General features: G+C 33.7%; 11 protein-coding genes and 1 tRNA gene. All 12 read left to right on the top strand.

Annotation, left to right across the window (positions count from 1 at the left end; translation table 11 throughout):
* The first annotated feature begins 62 nt into the window (after positions 1-62).
* The 12 genes from KO493_RS14270 (at position 63) to KO493_RS14215 (ending at position 12209) form a co-directional block, all read left to right on the top strand.
* Positions 63-1094 (top strand): DUF481 domain-containing protein, encoded by a 1032-nt coding sequence (locus tag KO493_RS14270; RefSeq protein WP_216068660.1) that lies wholly within the window; start codon positions 63-65, stop codon positions 1092-1094.
* A 138-nt stretch (positions 1095-1232) separates the two neighbouring features.
* On the top strand, positions 1233-2060 hold the full coding sequence (locus KO493_RS14265) for a leucine-rich repeat domain-containing protein (protein WP_216068659.1): 828 nt from the start codon (positions 1233-1235) through the stop codon (positions 2058-2060).
* 65 nt (positions 2061-2125) lie between these two features.
* Positions 2126-2308 (top strand): CPXCG motif-containing cysteine-rich protein, encoded by a 183-nt coding sequence (locus KO493_RS14260; protein ID WP_216068658.1) that lies wholly within the window; start codon positions 2126-2128, stop codon positions 2306-2308.
* 122 nt (positions 2309-2430) lie between these two features.
* Positions 2431-2503, top strand: a tRNA-Met gene (locus tag KO493_RS14255).
* A 325-nt stretch (positions 2504-2828) separates the two neighbouring features.
* Positions 2829-3257 carry an ion channel gene (locus KO493_RS14250; RefSeq protein ID WP_216068657.1) on the top strand — a complete coding sequence of 143 codons (429 nt, stop codon included), beginning with the start codon at positions 2829-2831 and terminating at the stop codon, positions 3255-3257.
* Positions 3257-4330, top strand: coding sequence for an HlyD family secretion protein (locus tag KO493_RS14245; RefSeq protein ID WP_216068656.1), 1074 nt, complete (start codon positions 3257-3259; stop codon positions 4328-4330). The genes KO493_RS14250 and KO493_RS14245 overlap by 1 nt, the downstream gene beginning before the upstream one ends.
* The gene (locus KO493_RS14240) at positions 4320-5357 is read left to right on the top strand and encodes a hypothetical protein (RefSeq protein WP_216068655.1); all 1038 of its coding nucleotides are present in this window, start codon (positions 4320-4322) and stop codon (positions 5355-5357) included. The genes KO493_RS14245 and KO493_RS14240 overlap by 11 nt, the downstream gene beginning before the upstream one ends.
* A complete protein-coding gene (locus tag KO493_RS14235; RefSeq protein WP_216068654.1) occupies positions 5344-6708 on the top strand; it encodes an efflux transporter outer membrane subunit in 1365 nt (454 codons plus the stop codon). Before KO493_RS14240 ends, KO493_RS14235 begins: the two co-directional genes overlap by 14 nt.
* A gap of 15 nt (positions 6709-6723) precedes the next feature.
* Entirely contained in the window at positions 6724-7785 is a 1062-nt protein-coding gene (locus tag KO493_RS14230; protein ID WP_216068653.1) for an AI-2E family transporter, read from the top strand.
* Between the two features lie 39 nt (positions 7786-7824).
* Complete coding sequence (locus KO493_RS14225; RefSeq protein ID WP_216068652.1) at positions 7825-8268, top strand: hypothetical protein; 444 nt, start codon at positions 7825-7827, stop codon at positions 8266-8268.
* 175 nt (positions 8269-8443) lie between these two features.
* Entirely contained in the window at positions 8444-9883 is a 1440-nt protein-coding gene (locus KO493_RS14220; RefSeq protein WP_216068651.1) for a hypothetical protein, read from the top strand.
* 109 nt (positions 9884-9992) lie between these two features.
* Positions 9993-12209: an FUSC family protein gene (locus KO493_RS14215; RefSeq protein ID WP_216068650.1), complete on the top strand. Its 2217-nt coding sequence runs from the start codon at positions 9993-9995 to the stop codon at positions 12207-12209.
* Positions 12210-12981 lie beyond the last annotated feature (772 nt).

Here is a 12981-nt window from a genome sequence, read left to right as displayed (position 1 = left end):
TTTAGAAGTTATTAATTAAAGGCTCAAATCATTAAAAAATTGACATATTTTAAACCCTCGATATGATTAAATCTTTACTGCAAAATAATTTAAACTGGCTTTTTCTAGTCGCCATCTCTTGTTCATGTTTTTCACAGGTAGACACCTTAAAACTTAAAAACAAAGTGATTTTAACGGGAGAAGTAAAACGCCTTTCTCAGGGCGTAATAACCATTGAAACAGATTACAGCGATAGCGACTTTAAGGTAGAATTCGATAAAGTGGCACACATTCATATCATCAAAAAAACGCTTATAATTTTATCAAAAGGCAGGCGCAGTTTTGGGCACTTAACCACTAATAAAGAAGGTAAGTTACAAGTCACTACAGATGAAGGAAAAGTAGAAATTTTTAGCATGAATGAAATGGTGGCTTTAAGTGAAATAAACGATAAATTTCTGGAACGTTTCACAGGGTCTATCGATTTAGGCTTTAACTTATCGAAAGCCAATCATTTAAGGCAATTCACAGTAGGTGGCGCATTACATTACATTGATAAATCTTGGGTAATGGATGGTTCGGTTAACATTTTAAATTCTTATCAGGACGATATTGATGATACAAAAAGAACAGATGCCAAAATAGACGTACTAAGAATTATAGTTGATGGTAAGTGGTTCATAGTGGCTAGCACCTCTTTTCTTTCCAATACAGAGCAAGCACTAAAAGGACGTTTAAGCCCGAGTTTAGGTGCAGGAAAATTCATAAAAAACAACAACAAGCTCTATTGGGGTATAGGCCTAGGTTTATTGTACAATATAGAAAACTATATTGACAGTACGTTAAACAAAACATCTTCTGAGGTATTTGTTTCGAGTAATATAAACCTGTTTAACTTCGACGACCTAAGTTTAAGTGCAGAGGCTAAACTCCTTCCTAGTTTATCTCAGAAAGGCAGAATTAGATCGGATATTAATCTAACTATAAAATATGATTTACCTTCCGATTTTTACATAAAAGGAGGTTTTACTGTTAACTACGATAACCAACCAGCGATTGAAGGTAATGACACCGATTATGTTGTTACAACTGGCATAGGGTGGAAATTTGACTAAACATAAATCTTAGTAAAAAAAACAGTAAAAACTTACAATTGTTAAAAAAACACCCGCTTTAGCGATTAAAATAGTTTTTCATCCGAATAAATACTATTTTGGACGGACTAAAACTAAAACTAATCCAAAAAGAAATTTATGAATTCCCTAAAACTACTATTACTCTGTTTTTTTATAACTCCCTATGCTTTTTCTCAAATTACACCAGAAGAAAAAGAAGCATTAGTAGCCATCTACCAAGCCACTAATGGAGACAATTGGAACGCCTCATGGAATATGAACGATACAGCTAAAAACTGGTACGGCGTAAAAATAGAAGATAATAAGGTTGTTGAGATTAATTTAGAATTTAACAATTTAAAAGGCAGATTACCCGACGATATTGGAAATCTAATTCATCTAAAAAAAATAAATTTAGGTTTTAATAAACTCAGTGAATCTATACCAACCACTATTGAAAAATTAACAGAACTAAAATCTTTAGAGTTATTCATGAATGAATTTGAAGGCCCGATTCCAACTCAAATTGGCGCTTTAAAACAACTTGAAACATTAAAGATTTATAGTAATAATTTATCTGGAGAACTTCCCGTAGAGTTAATGGAACTAACCAACCTTAAAGAACTTTTACTAGGAAGTAATAACTTTTCTGGAACGATTCCTGTAGAAATAGGCGCACTAACGAAACTGAAAAAATTAAGTTTGATGAATAACCAAATGGTAGGTGAAATCCCAGTAGAACTTGCGCAATTAACAGCCTTAGAAGAATTATTGCTTTCTTCAAACCAATTCACGGGAAATTTACCTCTAGAATTCATTAATTTAAAAAACTTAAACACCATTATGGTGAGTGGTAATAAACTTAGTCAAGAATACATAAGTATTTCTGGAAAAAAACCAGAGGCATTAATGGATTTACAGTCACAAAATTCTACTGCGAGCATGAATCCTGTAAATGACCAGTAGTCTATTTCTTAATTTAAATTAGTAAAAGCCATTATTCATTTAATGGCTTTTTTTATTTTTAGAATATGAAAGAACATTCCTTTACTTGTCCGTATTGCTGGGAAACCATTACCGTATTGATAGACACCTCAATTGAAAGCCAACGTTATATTGAAGATTGTGAGGTTTGCTGTAACCCTTTTCAAGTTTCTTTAAAAATAAAAAACACCGAATTATTAGATTTCCAAGCACTTAGCATTGAGCAGTGATTTTTTTTAAAAATAAAGCTTGCAGAACCTAAAAATGATTGTATATTTGCAGTCCGAAACAACAAGGTCGGCATTATGAACCGAAAGTTAAAAGCTAAGTTATGTTGTTTTAGATTACATATCGCGGGATAGAGCAGTAGGTAGCTCGTCGGGCTCATAACCCGAAGGTCACTGGTTCGAGTCCAGTTCCCGCTACTAAGCAAGACCCATCACTAGAAATAGTTGATGGGTTTTTTATTTCCCACCTTGCAGCCCTTGGTATCACGGATCATTCGCAATTGTTGTGTTTATGCAAAAATTGTAGTTAATCTAAACTATATACTACAAATACCTAAACCCCAACAGAAAAAAGTTAAGAGAACATGATATAAAAAAAACATCTATTTTAATAAATTTCTTACCTTGTATGCATAAAACCCTAACACCTTTAGTTTCCTAGAGAAATGAAGCTCATTTTTAAGCTATTCACATCTAGATTTACCTGTTGTAAAAATGAAACAATGAAGAAAAAATTACATTCATGATTTATTCACTTTTAATAGGAAGTATTATTATCATCATATCTGTAGTCGTTCAAGCTATTGGTAATGTTTATTGGCTTAAAAAAATTAAAAAGAAAAATAAACATTACACCTCGAAATTTGCTCTAACCCTATTGGTCTCTTCTTTTTTATTCTTTTCTTTTTTACATTTTATACAATCATTGCTTTGGGCACTAACCTACATGCTTATTCCTGAAATAAATAATGTTTTTGCAGGTTTTACAGAAGCCTGGTACTTTTCAATGATAACTTTTACTTCATTAGGATATGGTGATTTAACCCTACCTCCTACTTGGCATTTAATTTCTGGTATAGAAGCCATTAATGGCATTATGTTAATTGGTTGGTCTACAGCCATGATGTATTCATTAATACAGCAAATTTTTAAGAATTTATATTCAAATTAATGGGAGCAAAAAAAGGTTCAGCAAAAAAAACTAGCATTATCGTAGTGGCCTTAGCACTGGTAATTATGCTGTTTAATATTTTATCTAGTCGGTTTGCCCCTACCACGAATCAAGTTCGTGTACAGGGCTTAAATTTATCTTTAGCACCAATGGTTAGTGGTTATGTTACAGACATTAATGTGAGTTTACATTCTGAAGTTAAAGAAGGAGACACCTTATTTATACTCGACAGAAAGCCGTATGAACTTGCCGTTAAACAAGCTGAAATTAATTTGGAAAATGTAACTCAAGATTTAACCGCTGGGGTTTCAGGCCTAAAAGCTGCTACGGCACAATTAAATAGTGCCCGCGTTAGGTTCGAGCGTGCTAAAAAAAACTGGGATCGTACACAACGGGTGATGTCGCAAAACAAAGGCGCCTTATCTGAAGCAGATAGAGACCGATCTGAAAGCTCCTATTTAACAGCGATTGAGAATGTATCTACGGCCGAAGCTAATTTAGAGAAACAAAAGATAGCTTTAGGCCCAGGCGATTCCAATAATCCAGTTATAAAGGCCGCTTTAAATCAATTAGAAAAAGCCAACTGGGATTTGGAACAAACCGTGATTATTGCCCCGTCAAGCGGTGTCATAGAAAGTTTTAATGTTGAAAAAGGCTTTTTTGCTTCGGCAGGGCACCCTATCGCTTCCCTTATTTCTAACAATACCATTTGGATTCAAGCTAATTTTACTGAAAACAATTTAACCCATTTAAAACCGAATGACATTGCAAGCATTACTTTTGATATTGATGCTGGCGAAGTTTACAAAGCTAAAGTCTCCAGTATCGCTTATGGGGTAAAAACCCAAAACACCAATGCCGGAGATTTACCAACGGTTAGAAGTCAACAAGGTTGGTTACGCGAACAGCAACGCTTCCCGGTTATTATTGCTTTAGAAAATAAAGCGGTTTATAAAAAATTGCGACAAGGCAGCCAAGCAAATGTAGTAGTGTTTACAGGAAATAGTTTTATTTTAAACACTTTAGCTAGACTTAAAATTTGGTTCATTTCAAAATTCTCTTATGTTAGATAAGCTTGGATTACATATCAAAATATCTCAACATAAAAAGGCGATTTTACGCTACTTATTAGGCGCCATAACGGCTTTGTTAATTTCAACACTTAACGGTATTCTGTTGCCTCAAATTGCTGCAATTTTCACTCTAATGCTACTTGATAAAGGCAAAAACGCTCTAGGTATAAAGAAATCACTAATTGCTATTATGGCTTTATATGCTTTAGGTTGGTTCGGGTTATTTTTGGGTGGTTTTGTTCAAAATTACATCATCGAAACCCTATTAATTTTAGGCCTAGTCATTTACTGGTCTTTTAGACTAATTAAAATTCCCGAAGCAATCCGACTTTTATTTTTAGTACTCACCCTACTATTTCCTTTTTTAAGTTTAACAGCAGAACCTTTAGCCGATCTTATTTTGGGAGATATGATTATAAACCTAGTAATTGCCCTGGCCATTACTCAGTTTGCTTTTTTGATACTACCTGAAACATCAATAGACCTGCAAAAAACACCACAGAAAAAAAAGAATAACGAAACCACATATAGCATAGATAAAATAGCCCTAAATGGCGTATACGTTATCATGCCTGCTGTTTTATATTTTTACTTTTTCGGAACTAACGCCTTTGTACTAACCTTTGTTTTTATTTCGTTTTTAGCCTTAGACCCCTTTATTTACAAGTCTAAAAAAGGCTACGGACTTATAATAGCCAATTTAATTGGAGGTGTGGCAGGTATTATAGCGTACTTTTTACTTACCATAACCCCCACATTCTTTTTTTATGTATTTTTAATGTGCGCTATCGGTTTATTTTTTAGTTATCATATTTTTTCTGCAACTAAAAATGTGCCCATATACTCTATTGCATTTAGAACTTTTTTTCTAGTTATGGGCGTTATTTCCAATTCGAGTAATTCTGCTGGAGACACTGTGACTCTGCGTTTGTTTGGAATCGCATTAGCAGTGCTCTATGTGATCATAGCTTATAAAATTGTGACTTATTTTAATGACCCAATAACCTATGAAAATGAAACGGTATAGCATACATTACATATTCCTTTTCGCGCTTTCCATAGCGTTCTTTGGCTGTAAAGTACAGAACGACTATGTCGCTCCAGAAATAGAAACCACTAATTCGTTTTCAACTCTAGACACAGATTCTTTGAGTGTTGCAGATACCCAGTGGTGGAATTTTTTCAATGACCCTGTGCTCACAGATTTAATTAGTGAAAGTTTAGAGAACAACTTACCACTTAAAAATATCATTTTTGGCATCAAACAGTCGCAATTACAATTAGCCATTACCAAAGCACAATTATACCCAGAAATCAATTATGGCTTAACAGCCGAAACGTCTAAGTCTTCACTTTCTCCAGATTTTCAGAATACCATTAATGCCGTAGGCCAAGTATCATACACCTTAGATGTTTGGGGGCGCATTGCAAATCAAAATGAAGCCGCTCTACAGGCATATTTAGCTACAGAAATGGCTGTTTTTGAAGTAAAAGCTACCTTGGTTTCACAGATAGCCGAACTCTATTTCACCCTTCGTGATATCGATAACCGTATTTATGTTTCTGAACAAATGGAAACGTCTATGGAGAAATATAAAGCGATCATTGATGCGCGTTATGACGGCGGCTTTATTTCGAAAGTAGATGTTAATCAAATTAGTATCAGTTTAAAAGATGTACAAGTAACCATGCAGGCTTTGTACAGAGCTAGGAAACAGGTCGAAAACGCTATTAGCACCTTATTAGGCAGTTTACCCAAATCAATACCTAGAGGCAATAAATTAGAAGAACAAATATTTTCTTCAAATTTACCTGCCGGGGTTCCTGCAGATCTCTTAAGACGACGCCCATCAATTTTAAGGTCTGAATTACTTCTTAAATCACAATTAGCTAAACTCGGCGCTACAGAAACTTTTAAGTACCCTAATTTTCAAATAAATTTTAATTTAGGCGCACAATTACTAAACCCTTCATCCATTTTCGGAAACTTAACTGGAAATATGTTAGGACCACTTTTTAATGCCAATAGAATTAACAATACTATTGCTATTGAAGAAGCCCAATACAAAAGAGCGGAGTTGGATTACAGGCAGGCCTATTTATTAGCTTTTCAAGAAATTGAAGATGCACTTATAGCTATAGAAACTTATAAAAAAGAATTTGAAATTCGTAAGAAACAATTAAAGTTAGCTAAAGAAGCTTACGACCTGGCTTGGGTGCGTTATAATGAAGGTGCTACTTCATTTATAGAATTTCTAAACGTTCAAACTACTTTTTTTAATGTACAATTAACAGCTTCTAACAGTTACAAATCTCAATTACAATCGGTTGTAAAATTATACTTAGCTTTAGGAGGCGGTTGGAATCAAATAAACTAATCAAACTATAATACTATGAAATCATTTTCAATTACAGAATTCATCAGACTTATCGTAATTTCCTTATTAATGCTATGGGGATTTTTTCTTATCAAGCCCTTTATTGGTGTATTTACATGGGGTGTGATTCTTGCTGTAGCACTGTTTCCTCTATTTAACAAGTTTCGGAAAATTTTTGGAGAAAATAATAAAAAGGTAGCCACTTTTGTATTTACTTTAATCTTTCTGGCTTTAGTCTTGGCCCCTACCATTATGATGACCAGCTCTTTGTTTAGTAATTTAAAAAACAACCTTTCTCTAATCCAAAACAACGAATTAAAAATCACCCCGCCAACAGAAAAAGTAAAAGAGTGGCCGGTTATAGGTGAACGTGTGTATCAAAATTGGCAAGCACTTTCAAAAAATTCACAAAAATATGCCATCGAGCATAAGGATTTTATTTTGGAAAAAGGAGGCGCCACAATAAAAAAATTTACTGGATTTATAGGAACGATATTGTCCTTTTTAATTTCTTTCATCATTGCGGTCATGTTCATGTCCAATGCTAAAGGTGCTTTTCAATCGGCTTCAGATTTCACCAATAAACTAGTTGGCGGTATAAAAGGTACAGAAATGTTACTCATTGGTAGAGATACCCTTAGAAATGTGGTTAAGGGTATTTTATTTGTTGCAATAATCCAAGCTTTTCTATGCTTTATAGGATTTAAACTCATGGGTATTCCTGCACCTGCCATTTTTGCTTTTATAGTGATGTTAGCTGCTATTGTACAATTACCTGTTACCCTTGTCGTTATCCCAACCATATTAATTGCTTATTCCACTTCAGACAGTCAATTGGCCGCAACGCTATTTACAGTTTATATCATCATCATTTCGTTATTAGATAATTTTTTAAAACCTATTCTCTTATCAAAAGGTCTGGAAACACCAATGATTTTAATTATTCTGGGGGCTCTTGGTGGTATGCTTCTACATGGTATTATCGGAATTTTTATCGGAACTGTATTGTTATCTGTTTTACACCGCTTGTATATGGCCTGGATAACCAGTAAAGAAGATATAATTATTGCAAGTTAACTCCGTTTTCATATTTTAAATTTAACCAACTCAATAAAAATGGAATCTATATTACAACGTCAAATACTATTTATTCGCTATTTCTCATTCATTTTAATAGACCTCACGGTTTTAAACCTTTTTGATGAATATTGGGCAAAAGTTGAAGTGAATTCTTTTACAATTTCACTTCTGGCAGCAATCGTTTTGCAGTTAATGCTTCAACTTACATTTAAAGTAGAACACGGCATAGGTACACATCTTAAAAAGAAAGGGAGAAAAGTGCTACGTATACTTTCAGCTTGGGCAATACTATTCGTATCCAAATTCATTATCCTTTGGGTGTTGGAGTATTTATTCAGTGATAAAATACAATTTCATGGCGCACATCATGGTATTTTCGCATTCATTGTTGTTATCATGACTATGGTAGCATGTGAAGCACTTACTAGATATATTACGCGTAATGTTTTAGGTGATAACAAGTCTAAAACAACAGCCTAATATTAAAAAATAATTGGTTACTTATAAAGGCTTCGGTAGTGTGAATATACCTTTAAAATCATTACTACCACTTTAAAAAAAACACAACACCATGAATTACAGTTCTTTAATTAGTTTTAAAGACATTTGTTGAGCTAATTTATTTAACTTTAGTTGAAAACTTAAAACTAAAAAAATGAAATTTAATCAATCATTCAATGGTATAATCCTAATGTCAATCTGTTTTGTACTGAATGTCAAGGCTCAAGACACCAATTACTGGACACAACAATATGGTTCAAACTCGGTTCTTATGTCTGGCGCTGTAGTTGGTGGTAGTGATGATAACACGATGCTTTATTACAACCCAGGAGCACTTGGTTTTTTAGATAATTCTTCAATATCTGTTAACGCCACTGCTTACCGAGCTGAAAATATCACAATTTCTAATGCCATCGGTCAGAAAGCAAGTTTTAACAGTAGGCAGTTAGGCTCTGTTCCACTTTTAGCTGGTGGTATGATAAGGGTTAAGAATAATAACTGGAAAGTAGGCTACGGGTTCATGGCACCAACAAGCTTCAATTTTAAAGGTGTTGCTAGAAAAGAAGGTTTTTTTGATATTATTGATGAAAGTGAAAGTACAGGACTTGAAGAAACCGTCGCAGAATCTGCAATTAGCGATAGACTCAATGAGATTTTAATTGCATTTGGCGCCGCCAGACGATTGAACGAAAATTGGTCGGTTGGGCTTACCAACCTGTTCACAGTACGCTCACAATCCTATAGCAGAAGCCTGTCTACTTACGTTTTTATGAATGATACAGAACGTACATTAGTTGCAGCTAACCTAAACGAAAATGTAGATTATTACAATGTTCGTTATAGTGCTAAGCTGGGTGTTTCATACCAAAAAGAACGTTGGAAAGCTGGTTTAACATTTACAACACCTGCTATAAACATTATGGGCATTGGTAGTGTTGCTGCTAACATTCAAGCAAACAACTTCAAATTAATTGATGATAATCGTATATCTGCAGTTGCAACTGGTAGACAAAGCGAACTAAAAACAACTTTTAAATCACCGCTATCGGTTTCAGCTGGTTTAAATTATTTTGGTGATAAATCCCACATCGGTATTTCTTGCCAATATTATGGAAGTACTGATCAATACGACATCATGGACATCGCTTCTAACACTTTTGTAAGACCCGCTAACACCGCTCCCGAATTAGGAACAGATGATTTTATGCGCGTTCGTGCGGCTGCAAAATCAGTTTTTAATGTTGCCATAGGTTATGAATATTTATTAAAAGAAAGCCTTTCTCTATTTTTAAGCGCAAGAAACGACATGTCTTATTTTGATAAATCTCTAAATGATGACCGTGGCATAAAAACCACAATAAGCAGCTGGGATATCTACCATATTTCATCGGGTATTACCATTAAAAAAAATCAAAGCAACCTAAGTCTTGGCCTTTTATTTAGTACTGGAAACACTGATGACTACGAGCAAAAGGGAAGTTTAAACAACCCTAACGAAAATGATTTAATTAAAGGAACTACAACCATTACAAAAGCCTCTTATGGTTCTCTTGGACTACTTTTAGGATATACCTTATATTTTAAAAAGTTTTAATTTATCAAGTGTAATAAGCCCATAACCATATCCTAAACGCTTATAATTTTATACGCTATAAAGGTGAAATCTACATTTTCCTTCTTAAATTTGATACATAATTCTAACTATGTTTCATACTTTACTACGATACTTTAAAAGCATACATTTTGCAAAAGCATTTTTAGTAGCATTCGCTGTATCCATTCCCGTATTAATTTCAATATACTTTTTTGATAGATTGGATGTAGGATTCAGTATCGCGTTAGGGGCCATTTTATGTGCACCTTCAGATGTTCCAGGAAGCTTAAAACATAAGTTTTATGGCATCTTAGTTTCGATTATTCTAACCTTTACCATTACGTTTTTAGTAGGTTGTTTTAGTAGCTATCTATTCATAGTTATCCCGCTATTACTCATTTTAGTTTTTTCTGTGTCCTATATTTCAGTATTTGGATTTCGAGCATCTCTAGTTTCCTTATCAGGCTTATTATCATTAGTATTAGCTTTTGCTCATCACAGTACTGAAACATCTTCAATAGAACATTCTTTATATATCGCTTTAGGCGGTACGTGGTTTTTAATACTAACCATTCTCAGTCAAATTATTTTTCCTCGAGTAGAAATTGATTATATTTTTATTCAACTCTTAGAGAAAACCTCAGAATTCATAAAAATAAGAGGGAAACTTCTCGTTGAAAAGAAGCATAGAGTTAAGCTGTTGGAACAAATATTCAAACTGCAAACTGAGATTAATGAGATTCATGAAACCATAAGGGAGCTTATTTTAGTAAAAAGAAGAAGTTCTGGTTTTAGTAATAGATCACGTCGCCGGCAATTATTTTTCTCTAAAATCATGGAAATTTACGAATTGGCTATTTCCAATACAATTGATTATGATAAACTTGATGTTTTATTTGAAAAGCATCCAGAAAAGATTGGTGAATTTCAGAATTTAATCTTTGAGATTTCAGATAAGTTAAATCATATCTCGAAAGTAATCCTCAAGGAAGAGAAACTCTCTTTTGTTAATAATTTCAAAAGCTTAGTTAAAAATATTGAAAACAAGATTGAGGATTATAAAACCAAAGTCGGCCTACCTGAATCTCGCGAAGGCACCATTTTCTTATTGAATTTTAAATCATATCAAGAAAAGCAAATAAGTAATTTGAATGATATTACTAGAATTTTAAATAACTACGCAAAGAATGATAAGCTAAGAGGTATTAAAGATGCAGAAAAATTCATAACACCTCAAGATTATGATTTGAAAAAACTAAAAGCAAATTTTAGTTTTAAGTCCCCCATATTTAAACATTCCTTACGTTTAACAGTTACAATGCTCATAGGTTTTATCATAGGAAATATGATTGAAATGCAGCAACCCTATTGGATCTTACTAACCATAGTGGTAATCATGAGGCCCAGTTATAGTTTAACCAAAGAAAGAACTAAGCATAGGGTTATTGGTACTTTAATTGGCGCGATTGTTGGTGTGTGCATCGTTTTCATCACACAGAACACCATTATTTATGCTATTATAGCTGGTTTATCTTTAATTATAGGATTCTCCTTAGTTAAGCAAAACTATAGAAATGGCGCAGCTTTTATTACCCTATATGTCATATTCATGTATGCCTTAATCAATCCGAATATTTTAGACGTCATAAAGTTTAGGGTTTTAGATACTTTAATCGGTGCAGGCCTAGCCTATATTGCTAATCACATTTTATGGCCTGCTTGGGAAGCTAAAAACATTAAAGAGGTGTTTACGCATACCATTGAGGCATTATCTCAATACTTAAAAGAAGTAGATCAACTATACCATAAGAAAGGGCAAGCCCCTACCAGTTTAAGTCTAGCCAGAAAGGAAGCCTTTTTGCAAATAGGAAATTTAAATGCAGCCTACCAAAGGTTTGCTCAAGAACCAAAATCTAAGCAAGAAAACGCCTCCACAGTTTATGCAATAACGACTATACTGAATACATTCCTTTCTTCACTTTCATCTTTAGCTATGTTTATAAGAACCAATGAAACCAGTAAGGCCACAAATCATTTTGAAGTTTATGTAAAACATATTAATTTTTATTTACTTAAATCTGTTTCAATATTGAATAATGTAGAATCAGGTCATACCTTAGAAAGTGACGAAATAGCTAAAGCTACACATCTATATGAAAGTTATTTCAACAAATTAGAGGCGGTGAGGGATAAAGAAATTGAGGAAGGATTGCCTATTACCAAAGAAATGAGGCGACAACTACACGAGACACAATTGGTTTCAGAACAGGTAAAATGGTTATTAAACCTTTCTGAAGATTTAGTTAAGAAAACACGAAAAATCTAGTTTTTTAGCTCAGATATTTTTTAATATAATACATCGTGAAGTTAGAGGTGAGTTCGAGTTCGTTACGCAGACATCAATAAATACAATATTCGATTATTACACTAACTTAATTACACAGAGTTCCACCAAGTGTTTTAGATACACAGAGAAAAAATATACATAAGAGTCCAACAACTCAAAACTAACAACCAATTTTAAGACACAGATTTCACAGATTAACACAGATTTCCCAATGAGGAGGGAGGTTATTACACAAAGTTCCACCGATAATTTCGCAGAGATACACAGAGAAAAAGTAAGAGTAAGAGTCCAACAACCAAAAACTAACAACCAACAACCAATTTTAAGACACAGATTTCACTATGAGGAGAGAGGTTATTACACAGAGTTCCACCAAGGATTTCACGGAGATGCACAGAGAAAAAAATATGCGTAAGAGTAAGAGTCCAACAACCAAAAACTAACAACCAATTTTAAGACACAGATTTCACAGATTAACACAGATTTCCCAATGAGGAGGGAGGTTATTACACAAAGTTCCACCGAGAATTTCGAAGAGATACACAGAGAAAAAAATATGCGTAAGAGTAAGAGTCCAACAACCAAAAACTAACAACCAACAACCAATTTTAAGACACAGATTTCACTATGAGTAGGTTATTACACAGAGTACCACAGAGGATTTCGCAGAGATACACAGAGAAAAAACGGCTCAACCATAAAACTTGGGGAGAATCTTATCTTTGCAAAAAAAACAGATTAGATTTTGGAT

The organism is Pseudotamlana agarivorans (assembly GCF_018860245.1).
In the GTDB taxonomy this organism is placed as follows: Bacteria; Bacteroidota; Bacteroidia; order Flavobacteriales; family Flavobacteriaceae; genus Pseudotamlana; species Pseudotamlana agarivorans_A.
The sequence above is the reverse complement of the archived record's forward strand: the minus strand, read 5'-3'. Positions and strand labels throughout refer to the sequence as shown.